Source organism: Streptomyces albofaciens JCM 4342 (genome assembly GCF_008634025.1).
Classification (GTDB): Bacteria; Actinomycetota; Actinomycetes; order Streptomycetales; family Streptomycetaceae; genus Streptomyces; species Streptomyces albofaciens.
Genome location: NZ_PDCM01000001.1, coordinates 3,992,655 through 4,016,677, shown reverse-complemented (window position 1 = coordinate 4,016,677; position 24,023 = coordinate 3,992,655). Strand labels below are relative to the sequence as shown.

The window sequence follows — 24,023 nt, the reverse complement described above, 5'->3', positions numbered from 1 at the left end:
CGCTGAGATGGGATTCACTCCCGAGGAACTGCAGGCCGCGCGCGGCCGCCTCGTCCCCGACGTGGCGGCGCCCGGCCTGCGGGTGCTTTTCTGCGGTATCAATCCCGGGCTGATGTCGGCCGCCGCCGGCCACCACTTCGCCCGGCCCGGCAACCGCTTCTGGCCCACCCTGCACGCGGCCGGGTTCACCCCGCGCGTGCTGCGGCCCGCCGAGCAGGAGGAACTGCTGGCGTACGGCCTGGGCATCACGAACGTCGTGGAGCGGGCCAGTGCCCGGGCCGACGAGCTGACCGCGGAGGAGTTCCGCGAGGGCGGGCGGCGCCTGGTCGAGAAGGTGACGCGGCTGCGGCCGGACTGGCTCGCCGTGGCCGGGGTGACGGCCTATCGGGTGGCTTTCGACGACAAGCGGGCGCAGGTCGGCCCGCAGGAGCGGACGATCGGCGACACCCGGATCTGGGTGCTGCCCAACCCGAGCGGCCTCAACGCGCACTACCCGCCGGCCGCGCTGGCGGAGGCATACGCGCGGCTGCGAGCTGCGGCTTTCGACGAGGACATCGCGGAAGGTGACGTCCGGGACGTGTGAGTCCCGCGTTACGGGTAAGGCGTGCGTTGTGTGTAGGACGCACGAGGTGGTGGGGCCGCGCGGAGCGTTTGAGCCATCCGGTGGTGTTGCGCCGTACGGGTACGGCCAGTGAGCCGATAAGTCGCCAAACGTTGCGTTCGCCCCATTCGTGTCGTTCCTATGCTGGTTGTGCCGATTTCGACCTTTGCGTTGATACTCGGAGTTACCGATGTGCCGCTCAGCCCCTAGCGACAGGACGAGATGACTACCGGTCAGCCTCAGCCGCCGCGTGTCCGGCGGAACAAGCGGTCGGACGGAGGAAGGAACTCCGAAACCGACCGGCTGCTGCGCACCCTGCTGCGCCGCCGCAAACGCCAGCTCAGTGTCGAGGAAGTCACCGTCACCGACAGACCGCAGGTGCGCCGCGCGGTCACGGCGGCCGCGCTCGGCAACATGATGGAGTGGTTCGACTTCGGGGTCTACGCCTATCTGGCGGCCACGATGGGCAAGGTCTTCTTCCCGTCCAGCTCGCCCGGCGCCCAGCTCGTCTCCACCTTCGCCACCTTCGCCGCGGCCTTCCTCGTGCGGCCGCTCGGCGGTCTGGTCTTCGGGCCGCTGGGCGACCGCATCGGACGGCAGCGGGTGCTCGCCGCCACGATGATCATGATGGCGATCAGCACCTTCGCGGTCGGTTTCCTGCCCGGCTACGACTCCATCGGCTTCGCCGCCCCGCTGCTGCTGCTCGTCTGCCGGCTGGTGCAGGGCTTCTCGACCGGTGGCGAGTACGCCGGCGCGACGACCTACATCGCCGAATACGCGCCGGACAAGCGCCGCGGCTTCCTCGGCAGCTGGCTCGACTTCGGCACCTTCGTCGGCTACTCCCTCGGCTCGGGCCTGGTCACCGTGCTCACCGCCGTACTGGGCACGGACGGCCTGGAGGACTGGGGCTGGCGCATCCCGTTCATGGTGGCCGGGCCGCTCGGTCTGATCGGCCTCTACATGCGCATGAAGCTGGAGGAGACCCCGGCCTTCAAGCAGGAGGCGGAGGCGGCGCGGCAGCAGGCCGAGGCCGCCGGACCGGACGACACGCCCGTCGAGGAGGCGCGGCAGTCCGGCAAGGGCCGTCTGAAGGAGATCTTCACGCGGCACTGGGAAGCCGTGCTGATCTGCATGGGGCTGGTGCTGCTGTACAACGTCACCAACTACATGGTGACCTCCTATCTGCCCACCTTCATGACCGAGACGCTGGGCGAGGACCCCACGACCGCGCAGCTGCTGGTGCTGGGCACCATGGTCGTCGTCGCGCTGACGATCACGACCGTGGGCCGTACGTCCGACCGGTGGGGCCGGCGGCCGGTGTTCATCGCGTCCAGCGTCGCGCTGGTGGCGCTCTCCTATCCGGCGTTCCTGTTGATCCGGCAGGGCGGGATCCTCTTCCCGGCCTTCGGGTGCCTCATCCTGGGCCTGCTGCTGGTGTGCTTCGCGGGCACCTCCGCCTCCACGCTGCCGGCGCTCTTCCCGACCCATCTGCGCTACGGGGCGCTGTCGATCGCGTTCAACATCTCCGTGTCGCTCTTCGGCGGCACCACGCCGCTGGCCGCCTCCGCGCTGGTGGAGGCCACCGGCAGCCACATGATTCCGGCGTACTACCTGATGGTGGCGGGCGTCATCGGCTTCATCGCGGCCTTCTTCCTGCACGAGACGGCGGGCAAGCCGCTGCGCGGTTCCGGGCCGATGGTCGAGACCCCGGAGCAGGCCCGCGAGCTGGTGGCCCGCAGCCGTACCGAGGCGGGGCGCCAGGCCCGGGACATCTGGATCCGGCTGCGCCACCCGTGGGCACACCACCGCGACAAGCAGAACGACGGGGACAAGTAGGCGGGGCGGGAACGCCAACGACGGGGCGGCCGGGCCCGTACGGCAGGCGCGCGGCCCCCGCCCCCGACGGCCCCCGCACGGGTGGCGGCGGTGCGGCCGGCCCGCGGCGAGCGGGCGGCACCGCCGCCACCCGTCGCGCGTACCCGGCGCGGCGCGCCCGCCCGCACCCGGCGCGGCACACCCGCCCGCACTCAGCGCACCGCGTCCGCCCGGCCCACCGCCGCCAGCAGTCGGAAGGCCGGCATCTCCGGCTCGCCCTCCCCCAGCCCGACCGCGATCCACCGGCCGTCGGCACGCCAGGCGTACACCCGCGGCACCTGGCCGCACAGCACGTCGAGCGGCGGCCGGACGGGCATGCCCATCGCCACCCGCTCCAGATGGTCCGCCAGGTCCAGCACCTCGGGCTCGCCCCAGCGTAAGGAGAGAGCCGATATGAGTCCCTCCAGCTCGGCGCGGTACTCCTGCGCCGTCTCCTCGACGTCCGCGGGGTCGGCGTCCCAGAGCTGCTCGTCGGCGCGCAGCTGGGCCACGTGGAAGCCGGGGCCGCTCTCGACCATGGCGGAGCCGACCGGCTCGGCGGGGAACGCCCGGCCGCGGAGGAGGTCGATCGCGGTGAGGTGCTGTGCTGTGGTCGCTTTCGTCATGCCGTCAGTAAACCGCCCGGGTCTGACAATTGGCTCCGCGTCAGGCCCCGCCGGGCGCTCCCGGGGTGGACGATCAACGGGCCCGGGGTCCGGCCCACGGCCCCACGCCGTCTCCCCTCCCTCCCCCGCCCGGCGCCCGGGACTCGCCGCACACCGGCTGACCGGCTACGATCCGCCACACACGCAATGCGAGGGAGAGGGACGTTGGGGCGGCTAACCGGCGGGGACCCCTCCCTGCTGCGACGGATCAACTCCGCGGTGGTGCTGCACGCGCTGCGCGCCGCCGACTCCCCGACGCTCACTCACCTCGTGGAGGTGACCGGTCTGTCCCGGCCCACCGTCGAGGGGGTCGTCGAGGGCCTGATCGAGAGCGGACTGGTCGTCGAGGCGCCCGCCGACGAGGGCGCCGCCCGCCGCCAGGGCCGCCCGGCCCGCCGCTTCCGCTTCCGTACGGAGGCCGGGCACCTCCTGGGCATCGAGATCGGGCCGCACCGGGTGGCCGCGCTGCTGTCCGACCTCGGCGGGCGGGTCCTCGGCTCCGCGCAGCGCGCGGTCGAGGAGACCGCGTCCGCGGACGAACGGCTGGAGAAGGTACGCGCCGCGGTGGCCGAGCTGCTGCGGCGGGCGGGCGTGGCCCGCAGTTCGCTGCGCGCGGTCGGGGTGGGCAGCCCCGGCATCGTGGAGGCGGACGGCACCGTACGGCTGGGTACCGCCCTGCCCGGCTGGACCGGGCTGCCGCTCGGCGACCGGCTGCGCCGCTCGTTCCGGTGCCCCGTCCTGGTGGAGAACGACGCGAACACCGCCGCCGTGGCCGAGCACTGGAAGGGCGCGGCCACCGGCTGCGACGACACCGTGTTCGTCCTTGCGGGCCTCAGCCCCGGTGCCGGGGCCCTGATCGGAGGGCGGCTGCACCGCGGCTTCGGCGGGGCCGCCGGCGAGATCGGCGCGCTGCACCTGCTGGGGCGCGAGGCCACCCCGGAAAAGCTGCTGTCCACGACCGGGCAGCCGCTGCATCCCCTGGACGAGGCGCAGGTGGCGCGGGTCTTCGCCCTCGCGCGCGATGGTGACGCGCGGGCCCGGGACGCGATGGACCGCTTCATCCGGCGGCTGGTGCACGATGTCGCGGCGCTGGTGCTCGCCCTCGATCCGGAGCTGGTCGTGGTCGGCGGCTGGGCGGCCGGTCTGGACGACGTACTGGAGCCCCTGCGCGCCGAACTGGCCCGCTACTGCCTGCGCCCGCCTCAGGTGGCGCTGTCCGTACTCGGTGAGGCGGCGGTGGCCACGGGAGCCCTGCGGCTGGCGCTGGATCACGTCGAGGGCGAGCTGTTCGCGGTGGAGGGGACGGTCACGGCCCGGCGTTGAGGCGGGCCCCAGTGATCTCCGCCGGCCTCCCCCACCTGCGCGCGGCGCGACGCGAGGGCGTTGTCACACCCCCCGGCTAATGTGCTGAGCAGTCGCTTCGGGGCCGATCCCGGCAGGGCACACGGGTCGGCGGCCAGGCGCGCCGCGAGCCATGGAGGCAGAGTTGAGCGACGGACAGGAATCCGCGACGTACCCGTCCTCCGCGGGGTACGCACAGGTCAACGGCCTGGATCTGTACTACGAGGTCCACGGCACGGGACAGCCGCTGGTCCTGCTGCACGGCGGCCTGCTCACCATCGACCTGACCTTCGGCGGCATACTGCCCGCGCTCGCCGCCACACGGCGGGTCGTCGCCGTCGAGTTGCAAGGGCATGGGCACACCGGCGACATCGACCGCGAGCCGGCGCTCTCCCACCTGGCCGACGATGTGGTGGGACTGCTGGACCACCTCGGGATCGACCGGGCGGACGTCTTCGGCTTCAGCCTCGGCGGCCTGACCGCCCTTCAGCTGGCGGTCACCCGCCCCGCGCGGGTGAACCGCCTGGTGCTCGCCTCCACGCACTACCGGCGCGACGGCTACCACCCGGAGATCCTCGACCCGTACGCCGGGCCCGGCTCCCCGCGGATGCCCACCGAAAGCGACTTCCAGGAGATGTACGAGGCGTACGTCCAGGTCGCGCCCGACCCGGGCCGCTTCCAGGCGTTCGCCGAGAAGCTGCGACCGACGGTGCACGGCTTCGAGGGCTGGCCCGCCGAGACCCTGGCCGCGATCGAAGCACCGGTCCTCCTGCTGGTCGGGGACACCGACTTCGTCCGGCTGGAACACGCCGTCGAGATGCACGGCCTGATTCCCGGCTCGCAGCTCGGCGTCCTCCCCGGCACCACCCACCGCGACCTGCCACGGCGCGCCGACCTCGTCGTACCGATGGTGAAGGCGTTCCTCACGGCGGCGAGACCGATGACGTCAACGACGCCGCCGACACCGGCCACGCCGGACCCGCCCCCGTCGTCGGCCGGCTGAGCCACGCAGCCGACGGAGGGAACAGGCCCGTCCCCGGTCTCAGCCGCGGGACGTGTCGATGACGCAGAACCGGTTGCCCTCGGTGTCGGCGAGCACGACGAAGTCGGGGTCGTCCGGATAGAGGTCCCAGTCGACGCGCCGGGCACCCAGGGAAACCAGCCGCTCGACCTCGGCGGCCTGGCCGGCCGCGTCTTCGGCGTACAGGTCCAGGTGGACGCGCGGGTGCTCCTGGACGGGCGTCCCGCTCAGTCCGACGGCGAGCTGTACGCCGGGCCCCTCAGCGGGCACCAGCACCACCCAGTCGTCCTCGATGTCCTCGCGCGGGACGTACCCGAGCGCGTCCGCCCAGAACGCGGCCGCCCGCCGCACATCCGAAGCGCCCAGCACCACCGACCCGATCTTCAGCATGCGCCGATTCTCGCGCATCGCCGGGGCGGTGTCCGCCATGCGGCGACAGCATCCGAGCGGCGGCCTCCGCCCGGCACCTAACCGGCCAGCGCCGGCACCCCCGCCTCGGTCTCGTTGTCGCCGAAGGTGAGGCGGCAGGTGTCGGCGCGGTACGTGGACAGGGCCACGGCGGCGGTGCGGCCGTCGGAGAAGTAGCGGGTGGTGACGACGAGGACGGGGGCGCCGGGCAGACGGTCCAGTTCCCTGGCGTCGTCGGCGCGGGCCGAGCCCAGCTCCACGGCCCGGTCCTGGCCCTCCAGTTCGCGCTGCTGGAGGGCGCGGAGCACGGCGCGGGCGCGGGCCGGCGCGTCCGTGTCCGCGACGGTGGCGTCCGGCACGGTACGGACGGGTACGTACAGCTGCTCGGCGGCGACCGGCTGGCCGTGCGTGACGCGGCTGCGGTGCACGATGTGCACCCGCTCGCCGGGCGTCAGCTCCAGCAGGCGGGCGACGGCCGCCGGCACCTCGGCCGTCTCGACGGCGTCGACGGGCTGCCAGTCGTCACCGGGGGCGCCCGGCCAGGTGTGGCGCGCCGGGTCGACGGCCACGCCCACACGCGGGGGCGCGACGGTGGTGCCCACGCCGCGGCGGCGCTGCAGGCGGCCTTCCAGTTCCAGCTGTTCCAGCGCCTGTCGCAGCGTGGCCCGGGCGACGCCGAACCGCGCCGCCAGCTCCCGCTCGTTGGGCAGGATCTCGCCGACCGCGAACTCCGAGTCGAGCGCCTCGCTGAGCACGGTCTTGAGGTGCCAGTACTTCGGCTCCGGAGCCGTTTCGAGCTGCGTGGTCCCCACCCTGTCCTCCGCCGTGGCCGTCGTCCCGACGGGGCTGGTCCCCGTCGGCCGGGGGCCTGTCCCTGGCCCCGCACGCGCTCCTCGGATATGAGCGCTTCTTTATTAAAGGTTGTTGCAGTATCCCTGTGACGATATGGCCGCCCCCACCCTTGGTCAAGACCAATGCGCCGATCCGCCGTCGGCCGGTGGCCGGGGCCGGGGCGGAAGTGCGGGACGCGCGGCGTGCGGTGGCCGCGGGCAGCGGCGCGGCGGGTACGGCAAGAGCCGCGGACGGCGCCGGACGACGCCTGACCGCGGCTCTTGCCGTACCTCCTCAGCCCCTCACCCCGCGGCGCCCAGCGCCCCCAGCTTGTCCGGATTGCGAATGATGTAAACGGTCTGGATCCGGCCGTCCACGACGTCGATCTGGAAGACCGAGTCGGGCTTGCCCGCGGAGAGCACGAGCAGCGCGACGCCGCCGTTGAGCTCCGCGAAGACGAACTCGGCCGCCGGAATCCCGCCCCTGGCCACGCCGAGCAGGAAGCGGCCGACCTTGTCGGCGGTCTCGATGACCCGCAGCGGCGCCTTGGCCTTGCCGCCGCTGTCGCCGACCAGCCGTACGTCCTCGGCCAGCAGCCGCAGCAGCCCGGCCAGGTCGTCGCCCGCCGCCGCCGCGAGGAAGCGCTCGGTCAGATCGCGCTGCTGGGCCGGGTCGACCTCGAAGCGCGGCCGGCGCTCCTCGACGTGGCGCCGGGCGCGGCCCGCGAGCTGGCGCACGGCCGCCTCGCCGCGCTCCAGTACCGTGGCGATCTCCGCGTACGGATAGCCGAACGCCTCGCGCAGTACGAACACCGCGCGCTCCAGGGGCGAGAGCGATTCCAGGACCACCAGGACGGCGAGGGTGACGGACTCGGCGAGGACGGCGCGGTCGGCGGAGTCGGGAGCGGCCGTCACGAAGTCGGTGGCCAGCGGCTCGGGGAGCCAGGGGCCCACGTACGCCTCGCGGCGCGCCTGGACCTGCCGCAGGCGGTCGATGGCCAGCCGGGTCGTCACGCGCACCAGGTAGGCGCGCGGTTCGCGGACCTGCTCCCGGTCGGCGGACGACCAGCGCAGCCACGCCTCCTGGACCACGTCCTCGGCGTCGGCCACCCGGCCGAGCATGCGGTACGCCACGCCCATCAGGACCGGGCGGTGTTCCTGGAAGACGTCGGTTGCGGAGTCGGTCTGCACGCGTTCATCCCAGCGGGCCGTCCGGTCGTTGTCCAGCGGGAACGATCGGAAAGAGACGCTTGCGGACGTGGTGTGCGGCACAGAGCGCGCGGCGTACGATCCGGTACGGCCCCGTACGGTCACCGGATCGCCGCCTCCCGGGAGGTGGCCGCCCCGGACCTGCCCGGCTTCGGCGCGCGGCGGGGCGTGCGGGCCCCGCCCGTCCCGCCCCCCTGAAGTTCACCCCCCGTTCGGCCGCCCGGCACCGGCCCCCGATACGAACGGGAGGTCACCAAGATCGGTCGCATCACGGGAGGTTTCACATGGCGCAGGGACCCGGCAGAGCCGTCGGCCGGCGGTCGTTGCTGCACGGGGCGGCGGCCGGTACCGCGGCGCTCGCCCTCCCCGCCGTCGCCGGCGCCACGGAAGCCGCGGCCACGTCCCGGGCGGCGGGCGCGCCCGCGCTGGCGCGGGCCGGGCGGCCGGGTGCCCCGTGGGGTGTGCAGGCCGGGGACGTGACGTCCTCGTCCGGGCTGGTGTGGGTGCGGTCCGACCGGCCGGCGCGGATGATCGTGCAGACCGCGGCGACCGAGTCGTTCCGTAACGCCCGTACCTGGCACGGCCCGCTGCTCGGTCCCGGTACGGACTTCACCGGCACCACCGCGCTGCACGGGCTGCCGTCCGGTGAGCAGATCCACTACCGGGTGCTGCTCGCCGACCCGCACGACCACCGGCGTACGGGCGAGCCGGTCACCGGCACGTTCCGCACCGCCTCGGACCGGCGCCGGGACGGGGTGCGCTTCACCTGGTCGGGCGATCTCGCCGGGCAGGGCTGGGGCATCAACCCGGAGCTCGGCGGCTACCGGATCTACGAGGAGATGCGCCGCCGGGACCCGGACTTCTTCCTGTGCAGCGGCGACAACATCTACGCGGACAGTCCGATCGAGGCCAGTGTGCGACTGCCCGACGGCCGGATCTGGCGCAATGTGACCACCGAGGAGAAGTCCAAGGTCGCAGAGACGCTGGCGGAGTACCGCGGCGCCTTTCGCTACAACTTGCTGGACGCCAATCTCCGCCGGTTCAACGCGCAGGTGCCCACCGTCATCCAGTGGGACGACCACGATGTGCGCAACAACTGGTACCCCGGCCAGATCCTCGACGACGCCCGGTACACGGAGAAGGACGTGGACGTGCTCGCGGCCCGCTCGCTTCGGGCGTTCCGCGAGTACTTCCCCATCCGTACGCTCCGACCGGACCACGGCGGCCGGGTCTACCGGGTGCTCCACCACGGTCCGCTGCTGGACGTGTTCGTGCTGGACATGCGGACGTACCGGAACGCCAACTCCCCCAACCGGCAGCCCGACGACCGGCAGGGCATCCTCGGCACCGAGCAGCTGGCGTGGCTGAAGCGGTCGCTGGCCCGGTCGCGCGCGGTGTGGAAGGTGATCGCCGCCGACCTGCCGCTGGGGCTGGTGGTCGCGGACGGCAAGACGGACTTCGAGGCGGTGGCGCAGGGCGATCCGGGCGCGCCGCTGGGCCGGGAGCTCCAGATCGCGGAGCTGCTGCGGTTCGTCAAGCACCGGCGCGTCACCGGCACGGTGTGGCTGACCACGGACGTGCACTACACCTCGGCGCAGCACTACGATCCGTCGCGCGCGGCGTTCGGGGACTTCGCGCCGTTCTGGGAGTTCGTGTCGGGGCCGCTCAACGCGGGCGGCTTCCCGGCCGTGCCGCTGGACGGTACGTTCGGGCCCGCGCAGCCCTTCGTCAAAGCGCCGCAGCGGGCGAACGTCTCCCCCGCCGAGAACCCGCAGTTCTTCGGCGAGGTGGACATCGACGGCGACAGCGGCGAGCTGACCGTACGGCTGCGGCAGGACGACGGGCGGGTGCTGTTCCGCAAGGTGCTGCAACCCGGACGGGTGGGGCAGCCCGGCAGCTGACAGCGCTTCGCCGGTTCCACCAGGGCAGCCGGAAGGTGCCGCCCCGGTGGGTGAGATACCACCGTCGCTTTGTGCCTCGATTGTCTCCTTTACCCATCGGTCACAGAGCGTTCGCGATCAGGCAACACCGGTCCGTGACGCTGGCCGTATGACTGACGCGACATCTGCCAAGAGCTCCCGCCGCCACCACTGGCGGCGGGAGCTGGTCGAGCTGGCGGCCCTGTTCACCGCCGTGGCGGTGGCGGACGCCGTCGCCAACACCATCGCGCACGGCCCGTCCGGGCCGGTGCTGCTGTGCTGCTCGGCGGTCGCGCTGATCGCCACGGCCGCGTTCCACACGTGGTGGGCACGGCGCCACGAGAACGCGCCGCCGCCGACCGATACCGGCGCCGCAGCGCCGGAGTCCCCCGCCGCCTCCCCCGAGGAGCGGCAGGAGACGGCGCTGTGGCGGATGCGCACGACCGTACGGGACGAGCCGGGCACCCTGGCCGCGCTGTGCACGGGGCTGGCCGGACACCGGGTGGACATCCTGAGCCTCCAGACCCACCCGCTGTCGGACGGGACGGTGGACGAGTTCCTGCTGCGCGCCCCCGCCGCCCTGCTCCCCGCCGACCTGACCCGGACGGTCGCCGCGGCGGGCGGCGCGCACACCTGGCTGGAGCGGGCGGACGCGCACGACCTGGTGGACGCCCCCACCCGGGTGCTGGGGATGGCCACCCGTACGGCCCTGGACTCCGCCGAACTACCGCTCGCGCTACGCCAGTTGCTGGGCCGCTGCACCATCCGTTCGGTGCCCGCGCGGTCCCGTAACGGGCAGCGGGACTCCGCGCGGGTCCCGGAGGAGGGCATCCTCGAAGAGCACACCATGACGTTCCGCGATCCGTCCGGGGGCTCCGTCACCATCGAACGCCCGCACCTCCCCTTCACGCCCACCGAGTTCGCACGGGTACGGGCGCTCGTCGAGCTGGACGCCCGGCTCGGCCAGCGGGTGCCGCCGCGCCGTGACGTGCTGACGCTGCCGGAGGGCAACCCCATCACGGTGCGCCGCGCGGACGCCTCCGACCTGGCGGCGGCCCGCGACCTGCACGGCCGCTGCTCGGCCCGGACGCTGGCCATGCGCTACCAGGGCCCGGTCGCCGACGCCGAGCGGTACCTGGACCACCTGCTCAGTCCCCGCTTCGGCCGGACGCTCGCGGTCGAGACGGCGTCCGGGCGGCTGGTGGCGCTCGGCCATCTGCTGTGGGACGGCGAGGAGACCGAGGTGGCGCTGCTGGTGGAGGACTCCTGGCAGCGGCGCGGCATCGGCGCGGAACTGCTGCGCCGGCTGGTGGGGATGGCCGCGGACGCGGGCTGCACGAGCGTGTACGCGATCACCCAGGCGTCCAACACCGGGATGGTGGCCACCATGCGCGGGCTGGGCCTGCCGCTGGACTACCAGATCGAGGAGGGCACCCTGGTGATCACCGCCCGGCCGGCCGGGGTGCCCGCGCGGCCGGCGGCGGCCCGGACCGCGCCGGACGCGGGCCCGCGGACGACCTGACCGGGTGACCGTACGCGGACACGGAGAGGGGGCCGGCCGGTACGCGAGCGCTCGTACCAGCCGGCCCCGGGCGGTACGGAGACCGGTGCGGATCGGTGCCGTACCTCAGTGGCCTGCGGTGGCGTCAGCCGCCCGCTGTCGCCGCGGGTCTCAGACCTGCTCCCAGAGGGACGGCGTGTTCGCCGGCTCCCAGCCGGGCTGGGCCTGGTGGCCCTGGAGGCAGCGGTAGGTGATCCCGTCGTACGTCACCTGGGCGCCCGCCTCGTAGACGGTGCCGGCGGCCCAGGTGGTCTCGCCCGGCTCGCTGGGGCCGGGCTCCTCGGAGCCGCTGGTGCTCGTCTTGAGGGTCAGGCCGTACCCCTGGAGCAGCGGGTTGATGGGCTGGTAGAAGGTCGTGCCGCCGGAGCGGCAGTTGCCGGAGCCGCCGGAGGTGACGCCCTGGGCCTGGCTGCCGGAGATGAAGGAACCGCCGGAGTCGCCCGGCTCGGCGCACACCGAGGTCCGGGTCACACCGCTGACGGTGCCCTGCGGGTAGGTGACGCTGGTGTTGTGCTGCTGGATGGTCCCGCAGTGCCAGCCGGTGGTGGAGCCGGAGCGGCAGATCGAGGCGCCGACCGCCGCCTGGGTGGAGCCGGCGACCCGGACGTTCTGGCCGCCCTGGCCCTTCACGTACGGCGTCGAGGTCCAGTTGCTGTTGGTGGCGACCCAGGCGGTGTCGCGGCCCGGGAAGGTGGAGGCCTGGAAGCTGCCCTGGGCCACCTGGTTGTACCCGGTGGTGGAGGTGCCGGCGCGCCCGCAGTGGCCCGCGGTGGCGAAGCCCTGCTGGGAGCCACGGGTGATCGGGAAGCCCACGGAGCAGCGGCCGCCGCCCATGTAGTACGCGTCACCGCCGCGGAGGTCGTACAGCGGACGCGGTCGTTCGGCGGTGGCGCCCACGCTGACCAGGGAGCGGTCGGCGCCGCTGGCGGCGACGAACGCCCGGGCCGCCGCGGGATCGGCGGCCCGCAGCCGCACGGTGTTCGTCCGGACGTCCACGGCCCAGGAGGACGCCTCGGGGGCCTTGCGGTGCTGCGCCGCTCGGTCCAGCTCGGCCTTGGCCGCGTCGAGTCGGGCGAGTGAGTGGGACGCGTGGACGGCGCGGGCACCGGCCGCCCGGACGGCCGCGAGGCGCGCGGTGTCGGTGGTGGCCACGGTCAGGGTGCCGGATTCGGCGCCGCTGACCCAGGCGCCGGCGAAGGACGCGCCCAGCGCGTTCCTCAGGCGCCCGGCGACGGCACCGGCTTCCGCCTCGTTGGCGAGCCGCCGTTCGGCCTGCGCCCGGTTCAGGCCGAGGTCGCGCTGCATCGCCTGGTAGACGGCGTCGGAGGTGGCACCGACGGACAGGGTCTCGGCGGCCGACCGGTGGGGGGCCTGCGGCGTCGTCGAGTCCGCCCGTATCTGGGCCGCCGCGGAACCGGGCAGCGCGGTCATGACGAGGGCACCGACGGCGATGACGGCACACGCGGCCGCTCGGGCGTGTCTGTGGCGCATGGGGGAGGTCTCCTCGGTCTCGGGGGGGGTGGAGGTGCGGAAACCGTAGGAGCGGTGCCGCGGCCCGCAGAAGATGTCAGTTCTCCTTCTGCGGAACGTTATGGATGGCACTCGGAGGACCTGGGTAGTCGGTGTTCTCCGGTGGCCCCGGGTCGGCCTCCTCGTGACCGGACGCTCGCGGAAGGGCGCCGTCCGGCACCGGTCCGGCTCCTGCCGCCGTCCGGTGGTCGGCCAGCCATCGCGTATAGCTGTCGCTGCGCGCGGCGGCGTCGGCGTGGGCGGCGCGGGCCTGGGCGACGACCTCGGCGGCGGAGTTCGCGGCGGGGGTCGCCGGGTGCCAGCCCACCAGGTGGCGCCAGGTCAGCGGCGTACCGGCCAGCGGTCTGGTCACCACCCCCGGGGTGGGCGGCAGGGTCGCCCGGCACAGTCCCACGGCGCGGCCGACCTGCACGAGGTGGATGCAGGACGCGGTGTCCGTCTCGTACACCCGGGCCGGGGTGAAGCCCGCGCGGGCACAGGCCAGGGTGAAGCAGTCCGCGAAACAGCCGTCGCCCGGCACGTCCGCCCAGGCCTCGGTGGCCAGTTCCGCCAGGCCGATCTCGCGCCGCCCGGCCAGCGGATGGCGGTCGGCGAGCATGACGAAGACCGGGTCCACCGCGATCTCCCGCCAGCTGAGCCGTTCCGGCTCGGGCGCCGGCGCCTCCCCGCAGGCGCCGATCAGCGCGAAGTCCAGGCGCCCGGCGGCGACCGACGCGGCGATCTCCCGCTCGGACCAGGTGGTGAAGGTGGTCACCGGCACGCCCGGGTGCGCGGTCGCGAGCCGGTCCACCAGACCGCCGAGCAGCGGGCCGTGGGTGCCGCCGAGCCGGAAGCCGGTCATCCTGCTGCCCGCGCTGCCGAACCGTACGGCCTCCTGCTGGAGCTCGCTGATCGCGGGCAGCACCACCCGCGCCCGCTCCAGCACGAACTCGCCGAGCGCCGTGGGCCGAACCCCGAAGCGCCCGCGCTCGAAGAGCTTGCCGCCGAGGGTGCGCTCGATCCGTTTCAGCTGGGCGCTCAAGGCGGGCTGGGCCAGGCCCAGCTGTGCGGCGGCCTTGGTGAGGCTGCCCGCGTCGGCTATCGTCCGGATCGTCTTCAAATGCCGCAATTCCAGGTCCATTCTGTGAGCTTGGAGTGTCCGCTCCGGCCGGAGCAATAGTCCGGTCCGGACCAATGAAGGCGGCCTTCCGCTCGCGGCGGGACCGGCCCGTACGGCACGTGCGGCGCGTGCGGCCCGTTCCCCGTTCGCCCTGCGCGGACGGGGTGCCCCGGAAGCGCGTGTACGGCGCGCTGCTGATGACGTACCGGGGGCTTCCGTACGAGGATGGGGCGCATGTCCCACACCACTGCTTCCGACAGCGCCCCTCTCCCCCGCCAGGTCGCCGACGCCTATGTCGACGCCCTGGTGGAGCTGGACCCCATCACCGGCACCTTCCTCGGCATCCCGGAGAGTTCGAGCCGGCTGCCCGACTTCTCGCCCACCGGCCAGGAAGCCGTCGCGCAGCTCGCCCGTACGACGCTGAACCGGCTCGCCGAGGCCGAGCGGCGGCCGGGCGCGGACAGCGCGGGCGAGCGCCGCTGCGCCCGCCTGCTGCGCGAGCGGCTGACCGCCGAGCTGGCGGTGCACGAGGCGGGCGAGGGGCTGCGCACGGTCAGCAACATCCACTCGCCGCTGCACTCGGTGCGCGAGGTCCTGACGATCACGCCGGTCGAGACGGACGACGACTGGGCGGCGCTCGCCCAGCGGCTGCGCGCCGTGCCCGCGGCACTGGAGGGCTACCGCGCCTCGCTGGAGGCGGGCCTGAAGCGGGACCTGCCCGCCGGGCCGCGCCAGGTCGCCACGGTCATCGGCCAGTTGGAGACCTGGATCGGTACGGACCGCAGCTGGTTCGCCGAGCTGACCGAGCCCGGCCCCGACGCGCTGCGCGCCGAGCTGAACGCCGCCGCCGCGCTGGCGACCGGCGCGCTCGTCGAGCTGCGCGACTGGTTCCGCGGCCGGTACGCGCCCGCGATCGAGGGCGCGCCCGACGTGGTGGGCCGCGAGCGCTACGCCCGCCTGGCCCGCTACTTCAACGGCACCGACCTGGACCTGGACGAGGCGTACGCCTACGGCTGGTCGGAGTTCCACCGGCTGCACGCCGAGATGGTCCAGGAGGCGGAGAAGGTGCTGCCCGGGGCGAGGACCCCGTGGGAGGCGCTGTCCTGGCTGGACGAGAACGGCGAGGCCGTGGAGGGCGTCGAGGAGACCCGCCAGTGGCTCCAGGCGCTGATGGACCAGGCCATCGAGGCGCTGGACGGCACCCACTTCGACCTGGCGGAGCGGGTCAAGCACGTGGAGTCGCGGATCGCCCCGCCCGGCGGCGCCGCCGCGCCGTACTACACCAGCCCCTCGCTGGACTTCTCCCGCCCCGGCCGCACCTGGCTGCCGACCATGGGCCAGACCCGCTTCCCGGCGTACGACCTGGTCTCGACCTGGTACCACGAGGGCGTGCCGGGCCACCACCTCCAGCTGGCGCAGTGGGCGCACGTGGCCGAGGACCTCTCGCGCTACCAGACGGCGGTGGGCATGGTCAGCGCCAACGCCGAGGGCTGGGCGCTGTACGCCGAGCGGCTGATGGACGAGCTGGGCTTCCTGACCAGCCCCGAGCGCCGGCTCGGCTACCTGGACGCGCAGATGATGCGCGCGGTCCGCGTCATCATCGACATCGGCATGCACCTGGAGCTGGCCATCCCGGCGGACTCGCCGTTCCGCCCCGGCGAGCGGTGGACGCCCGAGCTGGCCCAGGAGTTCTTCGCCCGCCACTCCAGCCGCCCCGCGGACTTCGTCGAGAGCGAGATCATCCGCTACCAGGGCATGCCGGGCCAGGCCATCGGCTACAAGCTCGGCGAGCGCACCTGGCTCCAGGGCCGGGAGGCGGCCCGGCGGCGGCACGGCGCGGACTTCGACCTCAAGGCGTGGCACATGGCCGCCCTGTCGCAGGGCTCGCTGGGTCTGGACGACCTGCTGGCCGAGCTGTCGAGCATCTGAGGCCGGTGGACCGCGTGTTCCTCTTCCCCGGCGATCCGCTGCGCCCCGGCCGCACCGATCCGGAGTTCGTCCGGGAGGCCGCCGCGGTGCGGGCCCTCGGCGTGCGCGGCGCGGTGATCGACCACGAGGCGCTGGCCGCCGGGGACGCCGCGCGGGCGGTGGCGCGGGTGCCGAGCGGGGCCGGGGCGGCGTGGTACCGCGGCTGGATGCTCCCGGCCGAGCGGTACGCCGCGCTCGCCGCGGCCCTCGCCGAGCGCGGCTGCCTGCTGCTGACCACGCCGGAGGGCTACCGCGCCGCCCATGAACTCCCCGGCTGGTACGAGACGTTCGCCGACCTCACGCCGTACACCCGCTGGCTGCCGTGCGCGCCGGACCGGCCGCCCGGCGCGGCGGAGCTGGCCCGGCTGGCCGGGCCGCTGGGCGGCGGGCCCGCCGTGGTCAAGGACTGGGTGAAGTCCCGCAAGCACGAGTGGGACGAGGCGGCGTACGTCCCGGACGCGTCCGACACCGCGCGCCTGTCCTCGGTGGTCGCCCGGTTCGTGGCCTTGCAGGAGGAGTTCCTGACCGGCGGCGTGGTGCTGCGCGCCTTCGAGCCGTACGGGACGGCGGGCGAGGCGCGGGTGTGGTGGGTGGACGGCGAGCCGGTGCTCGTCGGGGCGCATCCGGACACGCCGGAGCGGTGCCCGGTGCCGGATCTGTCGGCGGTCGCCCCGGCCGTACGGGCAGCGCTGCGCAAGCTGGGCTGCCGGTTCGTCACCACGGACCTGGCGCTGCGCACCGATGGCGTGTGGCGGGTGGTCGAGGTGGGTGACGGGCAGGTCAGCGGGCTGCCCGAGGGCGCGGACACCGGCACGCTGGTCGAGGCGCTGACCACGGCCGGGGCGGGCTTCCCGCTGGCGCTGGCGGCGGGCCGGGTGGTGCTGCGGCCCGTCCTGCCGACCGCGGCGGCGCGGCTGGCGGACGGCGGCGGCCTCGACGACCGCCCCGGCGGGCCGGTGTGGGTGGACGGCCGGCCGCCGGAGGCCACCGCCGCCTCCGCCGCCGCTGTCGCGCAGTCCGTCGAGACCGGGCCGTACCTCCCCGGCTGGGGCCTGTTCACCATCACCCGGGCCGACGACGGTACGGCCGTGGGCTCCATCTGCTTCCACGGCCCGCCGGACGACGAGGGCGAGGTCGAGATCGGCTACACGCTCTGCCCCGGGGCGCGCGGCGCGGGCTGGGCCACGGAGGCGACGCGCCTGCTGGCCGACTGGGCGTCCGGCCGGCCCGAGGTCCGTACGGTACGGGCGGCGACCGAACCGGCGAACATTCCGTCGCAACGGGTGCTGGAGCGGGCCGGGTTCGTTCCCTCCGGTGGCCGGGGCGGACTGCGGACTTACGTGTTCGCCGAGGCGTGACATCTTCGCCGAGGCGTGCGTGCCGCCTCGCCGAGGCATGCCGCTTCGCCGGGGCCCGGGGCCTCCTTCGGACCCCGGGTCACCTCTCGGCCCGGTCACTTCCCGGCTCGATCATTTCCCGGTCCGGTCACTTCCCGACTCGATCACTTCTGGGCTCGGTCATTTCTGGGCTCGGTCACTTCTGGGCGCTGTGAATTTCGTACCGCCAGAATTCCCGGTGCCGCCAGAATTCGACGGCGGACATGGAATTCACGGCATGCCGCTCCAGTCCCGCCGCCCGGAACGCGGCATACGGCAGGCGCGCGATGACCGCGAAGCACCGGAGCATCGGCCACATGCTGCGGGAGATGTCCTCGACCCGCAGGACGGAGAATCCGGCCTCCGCCGTGAGGCGTTCCAGCGTGCCGTGGACGAAACGCTGGAACGACGGCATCGCGGCCCAGTCGTTCAGCTGCCGGAAGGTCTCGGCCGCGGGCCCCGGCATCCGGGTCGGCACTTCCCTGGCGTACTCGAACATGACCAGCCGGCCGCCCGGTTTCAGTACGCGGTGGAACTCCCGCAGCACGGCCTCGGCCTCCGCCGCGTGCACCAGGGTCTCCATCGTGTACACAGCGTCGAAGCTCTCGTCGGGGGCGTCCAGTACCGCGTAGTCCCCGTGCGCGAAGGTGGGCAGCGGGTCGAGGGCACGGCGGCGGGCCCGGCGCCGGGCCTCCGCGACATGGGCCGCGACCAGGTCCACGCCGTGGACGCGCAGACCGAAGCGGCCCGCCATGCGGGCGGCCACGTCCCCCACCCCGCACCCGGCGTCCAGCACGCGCGCGCCCGGCGGCTGCGCGAGCCGCTCCCCCATGACGTCCTCCATGCGGCGCAGCGCCTTCGGCCAGTTCCACGGGGAGTCGTGCTCATCGTAGAAACCGAAATGCTTGGTGCCGTGCAGGAAGAGGCGATATCCGAGCCGTGATCCCGGCTGCCGGTAATAGCGGACGACTTCGCGTTCGTTGTTCACATCCGGCACCATGCCAGCGGGGGCGGCGCCCGCACACCGCTTCGGCGCCGGAAACCCTCTTCCGGGTTGCTTCCGCTTTCCGTCCGGCGCGCCCCCGTACGGTGTCAGCAGCCGCAGCCCCCGTCGCCGGCGGGCGCCGTCAACGGGTCCGGGGCGTGCTGTTCGCGTCCCTGCGCCGTCCGCACCGCGTGCCCCTCGCGTATCCAGTACTCGATTCCGCCGAGCATCTCCTTGACCCGATAACCCCGCTCGGCGAGGGCCACCGCGGCGCGGGTGGCGCCGTCGCAGCCGGGGCCCCAGCAGTGGACGACGACGGGGACGGCCGGGTCCAGCACCTTCGCGGCGTGCTGCGGGATGTCCGCCGTGGGCAGGTGCAGGGCGTCGGCGATGTGCCCCTGGTCCCAGGCTTCGGTGCTGCGGACGTCGACGAGGACGAAGCCGGGGTCGCCGCCGCCGGTGAGGGCGGCATGGACGTCGGCGGCGTCGGTGTGGAAGGCGAGCCGGGCCGCGAAGTAGGCGGCGGCCTCGGCGGGAGCGGCGGGCGGTGTCCGCAGGACGGGGGAGACGGGGGCCGGGGCACCGGTGGAAAGGGCGTCGCCGGAAAGAGTGTCGCCGGAAGGGGAGGCGGGGGAAACGATCTGTGCTGTCATGCCGGAAAATCTATGGTGCCGGCACGGTGCCGAGAAGCGACGATCACCGGCAGAAGCCTTGATCCGCCGGGGATTCCACTGCTAAACACCTCTCATGACCGACTATTCCCCAGACGCCACCGACTGGCGCATTCTGGACGTCCTCCAGCGCAACGGCCGCGCGGGCTACGCCGAACTGGCCCGTGCCGTGAACATGTCCGCGAGCGCGGTCACCGAGCGCGTCCGGCGCATGGAGGAGGCCGGGGTGATATCCGGGTACGCGGCGGTGGTCGACCCGGAGGCCATCGGGCTGGGGGTGCTGGCGTTCGTCCGGCTGCGCTACCCGAACGGCAACTACAAGCCGTTCCACGACCTGCTGGACACCACGCCCGAGATCCTGGAGGCGCACCACGTCACGGGCGACGACTGCTTCGTCCTGAAGGTCGCCGCCCGGTCGATGAAGCACCTGGAAGAGGTGTCGGGCCGGGTGGGCGCGCTGGGGTCGGTGACGACCAGCGTGGTGTACTCCTCCCCGCTCCCCCGGCGCCCGATCAGCCACTGAGGGCCGCGGCTCCCCGTACCGGTCCCGCGTGTCAGTCCTGTACGCGGTACCGGCCCCTCGTGTCAGTCCTGCACGCGGTGGCGTACGGACGATCCGGCCCGGTCCTTGACGACCTCCAGCTGGGCGGGGATGCGCTGCCGCAGGTCCGCGACGTGGCTGACGATGCCGACGCTGCGGTCCCGTTCGCGCAGCGAGTCCAGGACGTCCAGCACCTCGTCCAGCGTCTGTTCGTCCAGGCTGCCGAACCCCTCGTCGATGAAGAGGGTGTCCAGGCGGGTGCCGCCCGCCTCGTCGGTGACGACGTCGGCGAGCCCGAGCGCCAGCGCCAGCGAGGCGAAGAACGTCTCGCCGCCGGAGAGGCTGGCGGTGTCCCGCTCATGGCCGGTCCAGGCGTCGATGACGTGCAGCCCCAGACCGGAGCGGCGGGCGCCGCCGGCCCGCTCGTCGGAGTGCACGAGCGTGTAGCGGCCGGAGGACATCCGGTGCAGGCGCGCGCTGGCGGCCGCGGCGACCTGTTCGAGCCGGGCGGCGAGGACGTACGACTCCAGGCGCATCCGCCGTTCGTTCTCCGCCGACGTACCGGCGGCGAGCGCGGCGAGGCGGGCGACGCGCTCGTACTCGACGCGCAGCGGGGCCAGCCGGCGGGCGTCGGCGTGGGCCTGCGCGGCCAGCCGGTCCAGTTCGGCGCAGCGTTCCTCGGCGGCGGCGCAGGCGGCACCGGCGGCGCGCAGCCTGCGCCCGGCCGCGTCCAGTTCGGCGCGGGCGCGGTCCGGTTCGGCGGGCGGGAGGGCCGCCGCCGCGATGGCCTCCGGATCGGCCAACTCGGCTTCCACGGCTGCCGATTCGGCCTGGTAGCGGTCCAGGCGCTGTTGCAGGTCGCGCCAGTCGGCATCGCCCAGCAGCGCGTCGGACGCGGCCTGCGGGGTGTCGAATCCGGCACGGTAGGCGGCGTCGGACAGGTGGGCGTCGGCCTCCTTGAGGCGTTCGGCGCAGGCTTCGGCGGTACGGGCCGCGGCGGCGGCCTCGGCCAGCAGCGCGACCTGCCGCTCCAGGCGCCGGGCCCGTTCCGCGACGCTCGCGCAGTCGCCGCGCGCCTCGGCCAGACCGGCTTCGATCGAGGCGAGTTCGCGGTCCAGCGCTTCGCGGTGCGAGGTGCGCGCGGCGGCGCGGCGCTCGGCCTCCTGCTGTTCGGCGCGGCGGCGCTCGTACTCCCGCTCGGCGCGGGACAGCGCTTCCCGGGCGGCGTGCAGACCGGCGCCCGCGGCCCGTTCGCGTGCGTAGGATTCACGCAACTCGTCGGCCGCGCGCGCGAGTTCGGCGACGGTCGCGTCCCCGGCGGTCGCGGTCGCGGCGGCCAGTTCCTCCTTCATCGCCTGGCGGGCGCGCTCCGCGTCCTGGCGTACGGACTCGGTCCGCCGGTAGGCGTCCAGCGCGGCTTCCTCGGCCGTACGGTCCACATGACCGGCTTCGGTACGCGCCGGGGCGGGGTGTTCGGTGGCCCCGCACACCGCGCACGCGGCGCCGTCCTCCAGCCCGGCGGCGAGTTCGGCGGCGATGCCGCGCAGTCGGCGGTCCTTGAGGTCGAGCCAGTGCTCGTGGGCGGCCGCCGAACGCTCCCGGGCCCGCAGTGCCTCCTCGTCGGCGGCCCGCACCTCGTCCGCGAGCCGGTCGCGCCGCCGCGCGGCGTCCAGGCGCTGCCGGGCCGGGTCGAGCTGCGCGTGGAGCTGTTCGGCGCGGGCGGCGGCCTCCTGTGCGGCCTCGATGCGCCGCTGGTGTTCCTGATGTGCCGGTTCCCAGTCCGCGAGCCAGGCGGCGGCGTCGAGCAGCGTCTGCTCGTCGGCGCGCGCTTCCCGTTCGATTCCGGCGCGCTCCCGGCGGATCTCGGCGGCGCGATCCTCCGCCCGGCGGGCCGCCGTCAGCGAACCGAGGTCCTGCCGCAGCTCGCGTTCCAGCGTGGCGAGCCGCTCGCCGTCCGCGCCGGCGAGGTCCGGCGGCAGCTGGGAGCGGCCGCGCCGCTCGGCGGCCTGCGCCGTCCCGTGCTCGCGCCAGGCGGCGTCCCGCAGGGCCAGCGCCGGGGCGACCTCGGAGGCCGCGCGGGCGCGCGCCAGCCGGTCCCGGGCGCGGTCCCGTTCGCCGGTCTGCGCCGCCAGTTCGTCGGCGCGCCGCCGCGCCTCGGCGTACCGGCGCTGGAGGCGGTCCCGCTCGCGCTCCTCGTCCGCCCGCGCGCGGGCGGCGGCTTCCGCGGCCTCGGCGGAGCGTACGGCGAGCCGGGCGATCGTGTACCGCTCCCGTGCGGTGGAGCGCGCCACGGCCGCCCGCACCAGTACGGCCTCGGCGAAGCCCGGGTCGCCGGGGCCCGGCGGCCCGGCGGCGGCCTGCTCACCGGCTCCGCGTCCGTACTGTCCTGGGATGACGGCGGTCGCGGTGGCCGTCGCCCCGCCTCGCGCCGCGCCCGTACCGGAACGCTGCGCCGTGCGGCCCGTACCGCTCCGGCGGCCGGACCCGGCAGCCGCGCTCTCGGGGGCGCGCCCCGGCGCCGGAACCAGCGGATCATCGAGGTCGGCCGGCTCCCCCGCCGCCTGGTCCATCCGGTGGGCGAGCGCCAGCAGCCGGTCGTCACCGGCGGCGACCCGGTCGGCGGCGGCCTTGCGGCGGGTGGCGAGCCGTTCTTCGAGCGCGGCGAACCGGCGGGTGTCGAAGAGCCGCCCGAGCAGCCGGGCACGGGCCTCGGCGTCGGCCCGCAGGAAACGCGCGAAGTCCCCCTGCGGCAGCAGGACGACCTGGCAGAACTGCTCCTTGCTCATGCCGAGGAGCTGGCCGATCTCCTCGCCGATCTCCTGGTGGGACCGGCTCAGCGCCTTCCAGTGCCCGCGGCCGTCCCCGGAACCGTCGTCGGTGACGTACTCCCGCAGCCGGCTCTGCGCCTTCTCGCGGGTCGTGCCGGTCCCCCGCTTCTTCGGGCGGGGCTGCTCCGGCAGCCGGGTGACCTCCAACCGCCGCCCGCCCACGGTCAGTTCGAGGACCACCTCGGTGGGCGTCAGCGGGTCGGCGAGGTCGCTGCGCAGCGCCTGGCCGCTCTGCCGGGTGCCGGGCACGGATCCGTACAGCGCGAAGCAGACGGCGTCCAGGATGGAGGTCTTGCCCGCGCCGGTCGGCCCGTGGAGCAGGAAGAGACCGGCCCGCGCGAGCCGGTCGAAGTCGATGGTCTGGGTCCGGCCGAACGGCCCGAAGGCCGTGACCGACAGCCGGTGCAGCCTCACCGCGCCACCTCCCGCAGCGCGTCGTCGACGCGCACCTCGTCGAGGGCCGAGCTCAGGACGGCCCGCTCCGCGTCGTCCACGGCGCGGCCGGCCCGTACGTGTTCGACGAAGTCCTCGGCGATCTCCTGGTCGCTGCGCCCGCGCAGCCGCTGGGCGTACGAGGCGAGGGAGCGGGCGGGGCCCTCCTCCGGCTCGAAGGCGAGGCTGAGGATGTGCGGGAACCGCCCGGCGAGCCGGGCCATCGGCTCGTGCGGGCGCGCCGCGTCGGTCAGCGTCGCCTCCACCCACGCGTCCTCGTGCCCGGCCAGCGCCGGGTCCTCCAGCAGGTCGGCGAGCCTGCCGCGGATACGGGCCAGCGGCCGGGGCACCGGGCAGTCCAGGCGCTCGGCCCGTACGGCGCCCGCGGCGTCCAGCTCCACCAGCCACATGGACTTGCGGTGGTGCTCCTCGGAGAAGGAGTAGGCGAGCGGGGAGCCGGAATAGCGGACCCGTTCGGTGATCGTCTGGCAGCCGTGCAGGTGCCCGAGGGCCGCGTAGTCCACCCCGTCGAAGACCGAAGCGGGTACGGATTCCACGCCGCCGACCGTGATGTCGCGCTCACTGTCGCTGGGCGCGCCGCCGGTGACGAAGGCGTGCGCGAGCACCACCGACCGGGTGCCCGCCGGGCGTCCGGCGAGGTCGTCGCGGACCCGGTCCATGGCCGCGCCCAGCACCTGCGCGTGGTCGGCCCGCCGGGCGCCGAACTCCTCCTTGACCAGGGCCGGTTCCAGGTACGGCAGGCCGTACAGGGCGACCTCGCCGTGCGTGTCGCGCAGCACGACCGGGTCGGCACAGGCCGCCGGGTCGGTCCGCAGGTGGATGCCGGCCTGCCGCATCAGCCCGGAGCCGACGCCGAGCCGGCGGGCCGAGTCGTGGTTGCCGGAGATCATGACGGTGGGCACGCCCAGCCCGGCGAGGCGGTGCAGCGCGTCGTCGAACAGCTCCACGGCGGCGAGCGGCGGCACGGCGCGGTCGTAGATGTCGCCCGCGACGAGCACCGCGTCGACGCGCTCCGTGCGGACGGTCTCGACGAGGTGGTCGAGGAAGGCGCGCTGGGCGCCGAGCAGGTTCACGCGGTGGAACGAGCGGCCGAGGTGCCAGTCGGAGGTGTGCAGAAATCTCAAGAGACCGCCTCGACCCGCACTGCCACCGCTCCTCCGCTC

The 24,023-nt window shown here is 74.3% G+C and carries 19 protein-coding genes; 9 read left to right on the top strand and 10 right to left on the bottom strand.

All coding sequences use genetic code 11. The annotated features are described in order from the left end of the window. Positions 1-7: 7 nt before the first annotated feature. Complete coding sequence (gene mug / locus CP973_RS17995; RefSeq protein ID WP_150241936.1) at positions 8-583, top strand: G/U mismatch-specific DNA glycosylase; 576 nt, start codon at positions 8-10, stop codon at positions 581-583. Between the two features lie 321 nt (positions 584-904). After that, complete coding sequence (gene proP / locus CP973_RS17990; protein ID WP_208853258.1) at positions 905-2,437, top strand: glycine betaine/L-proline transporter ProP; 1,533 nt, start codon at positions 905-907, stop codon at positions 2,435-2,437. 191 nt (positions 2,438-2,628) lie between these two features. On the opposite strand, the gene CP973_RS17985 is transcribed toward proP, so the two are convergent. Beyond that, positions 2,629-3,081, bottom strand: coding sequence for a hypothetical protein (locus CP973_RS17985; RefSeq protein ID WP_150241932.1), 453 nt, complete (start codon positions 3,079-3,081; stop codon positions 2,629-2,631). A 204-nt stretch (positions 3,082-3,285) separates the two neighbouring features. Between CP973_RS17985 and CP973_RS17980 the strand changes: the two genes are divergently transcribed. Both CP973_RS17980 and CP973_RS17975 read left to right on the top strand, forming a co-directional pair. Then, positions 3,286-4,443: an ROK family transcriptional regulator gene (locus CP973_RS17980; protein ID WP_150241930.1), complete on the top strand. Its 1,158-nt coding sequence runs from the start codon at positions 3,286-3,288 to the stop codon at positions 4,441-4,443. A gap of 163 nt (positions 4,444-4,606) precedes the next feature. Further along, complete coding sequence (locus CP973_RS17975) at positions 4,607-5,464, top strand: alpha/beta fold hydrolase (RefSeq protein WP_244409584.1); 858 nt, start codon at positions 4,607-4,609, stop codon at positions 5,462-5,464. Positions 5,465-5,503: 39 nt separating this feature from the next. On the opposite strand, the gene CP973_RS17970 is transcribed toward CP973_RS17975, so the two are convergent. The 3 genes from CP973_RS17970 to CP973_RS17960 all read right to left on the bottom strand — a co-directional run bounded on the left by CP973_RS17970 (position 5,504) and on the right by CP973_RS17960 (position 7,911). Further along, positions 5,504-5,872, bottom strand: a complete 369-nt coding sequence (locus CP973_RS17970; RefSeq protein WP_150243731.1) for a VOC family protein — start codon at positions 5,870-5,872, stop codon at positions 5,504-5,506. Between the two features lie 77 nt (positions 5,873-5,949). Next, positions 5,950-6,702, bottom strand: a complete 753-nt coding sequence (locus tag CP973_RS17965) for a GntR family transcriptional regulator (protein WP_150241926.1) — start codon at positions 6,700-6,702, stop codon at positions 5,950-5,952. Between the two features lie 321 nt (positions 6,703-7,023). Further along, positions 7,024-7,911, bottom strand: coding sequence for an RNA polymerase sigma-70 factor (locus CP973_RS17960; protein WP_150241924.1), 888 nt, complete (start codon positions 7,909-7,911; stop codon positions 7,024-7,026). A 302-nt stretch (positions 7,912-8,213) separates the two neighbouring features. On the opposite strand from CP973_RS17960, the gene CP973_RS17955 reads away from it, so the two are divergent. Both CP973_RS17955 and CP973_RS17950 read left to right on the top strand, forming a co-directional pair. After that, positions 8,214-9,830 (top strand): alkaline phosphatase D family protein, encoded by a 1,617-nt coding sequence (locus tag CP973_RS17955; RefSeq protein ID WP_150241922.1) that lies wholly within the window; start codon positions 8,214-8,216, stop codon positions 9,828-9,830. Positions 9,831-9,978: 148 nt separating this feature from the next. Then, positions 9,979-11,370 (top strand): GNAT family N-acetyltransferase, encoded by a 1,392-nt coding sequence (locus CP973_RS17950; protein ID WP_150241920.1) that lies wholly within the window; start codon positions 9,979-9,981, stop codon positions 11,368-11,370. Between the two features lie 150 nt (positions 11,371-11,520). Here CP973_RS17950 and CP973_RS17945 read toward each other — a convergent pair whose 3' ends face one another. Further along, positions 11,521-12,900, bottom strand: a complete 1,380-nt coding sequence (locus tag CP973_RS17945) for a carbohydrate-binding protein (RefSeq protein WP_150241918.1) — start codon at positions 12,898-12,900, stop codon at positions 11,521-11,523. A 76-nt stretch (positions 12,901-12,976) separates the two neighbouring features. Beyond that, the gene (locus CP973_RS17940) at positions 12,977-14,059 is read right to left on the bottom strand and encodes a LysR family transcriptional regulator (protein WP_150241916.1); all 1,083 of its coding nucleotides are present in this window, start codon (positions 14,057-14,059) and stop codon (positions 12,977-12,979) included. A gap of 213 nt (positions 14,060-14,272) precedes the next feature. Between CP973_RS17940 and CP973_RS17935 the strand changes: the two genes are divergently transcribed. Beyond that, positions 14,273-15,967: a DUF885 domain-containing protein gene (locus tag CP973_RS17935; RefSeq protein ID WP_150241914.1), complete on the top strand. Its 1,695-nt coding sequence runs from the start codon at positions 14,273-14,275 to the stop codon at positions 15,965-15,967. Between the two features lie 5 nt (positions 15,968-15,972). Then, entirely contained in the window at positions 15,973-17,364 is a 1,392-nt protein-coding gene (locus tag CP973_RS41610) for a GNAT family N-acetyltransferase (RefSeq protein ID WP_341874826.1), read from the top strand. 175 nt (positions 17,365-17,539) lie between these two features. On the opposite strand, the gene CP973_RS17925 is transcribed toward CP973_RS41610, so the two are convergent. Together CP973_RS17925 and CP973_RS17920 are read right to left on the bottom strand one after the other, a co-directional pair. Continuing rightward, positions 17,540-18,370, bottom strand: a complete 831-nt coding sequence (locus tag CP973_RS17925) for a class I SAM-dependent methyltransferase (protein ID WP_208853205.1) — start codon at positions 18,368-18,370, stop codon at positions 17,540-17,542. 104 nt (positions 18,371-18,474) lie between these two features. Continuing rightward, entirely contained in the window at positions 18,475-19,020 is a 546-nt protein-coding gene (locus CP973_RS17920; protein ID WP_244409583.1) for a rhodanese-like domain-containing protein, read from the bottom strand. A 94-nt stretch (positions 19,021-19,114) separates the two neighbouring features. Between CP973_RS17920 and CP973_RS17915 the strand changes: the two genes are divergently transcribed. After that, entirely contained in the window at positions 19,115-19,561 is a 447-nt protein-coding gene (locus CP973_RS17915) for an Lrp/AsnC family transcriptional regulator (RefSeq protein WP_150241896.1), read from the top strand. 62 nt (positions 19,562-19,623) lie between these two features. On the opposite strand, the gene CP973_RS17910 is transcribed toward CP973_RS17915, so the two are convergent. Continuing rightward, a complete protein-coding gene (locus tag CP973_RS17910; protein ID WP_150241895.1) occupies positions 19,624-22,821 on the bottom strand; it encodes an AAA family ATPase in 3,198 nt (1,065 codons plus the stop codon). Continuing rightward, the gene (locus tag CP973_RS17905) at positions 22,818-23,984 is read right to left on the bottom strand and encodes an exonuclease SbcCD subunit D (RefSeq protein ID WP_150241893.1); all 1,167 of its coding nucleotides are present in this window, start codon (positions 23,982-23,984) and stop codon (positions 22,818-22,820) included. The genes CP973_RS17910 and CP973_RS17905 overlap by 4 nt, the downstream gene beginning before the upstream one ends. Between the last annotated feature and the right edge of the window lie 39 nt (positions 23,985-24,023).

Coding starts and splice junctions, on each gene's coding strand:
- mug (WP_150241936.1), top strand. CDS start 8: ATGGGATTCACTCCCGAGGAACTGCAGGCCGCGCGCGGCCGCCTCGTC.
- CP973_RS17985 (WP_150241932.1), bottom strand. CDS start 3,081: ATGACGAAAGCGACCACAGCACAGCACCTCACCGCGATCGACCTCCTC.
- CP973_RS17970 (WP_150243731.1), bottom strand. CDS start 5,872: ATGCTGAAGATCGGGTCGGTGGTGCTGGGCGCTTCGGATGTGCGGCGG.
- CP973_RS17955 (WP_150241922.1), top strand. CDS start 8,214: ATGGCGCAGGGACCCGGCAGAGCCGTCGGCCGGCGGTCGTTGCTGCAC.
- CP973_RS17950 (WP_150241920.1), top strand. CDS start 9,979: ATGACTGACGCGACATCTGCCAAGAGCTCCCGCCGCCACCACTGGCGG.
- CP973_RS17945 (WP_150241918.1), bottom strand. CDS start 12,900: ATGCGCCACAGACACGCCCGAGCGGCCGCGTGTGCCGTCATCGCCGTC.
- CP973_RS17940 (WP_150241916.1), bottom strand. CDS start 14,059: ATGGACCTGGAATTGCGGCATTTGAAGACGATCCGGACGATAGCCGAC.
- CP973_RS17935 (WP_150241914.1), top strand. CDS start 14,273: ATGTCCCACACCACTGCTTCCGACAGCGCCCCTCTCCCCCGCCAGGTC.
- CP973_RS17920 (WP_244409583.1), bottom strand. CDS start 19,020: ATGACAGCACAGATCGTTTCCCCCGCCTCCCCTTCCGGCGACACTCTT.
- CP973_RS17915 (WP_150241896.1), top strand. CDS start 19,115: ATGACCGACTATTCCCCAGACGCCACCGACTGGCGCATTCTGGACGTC.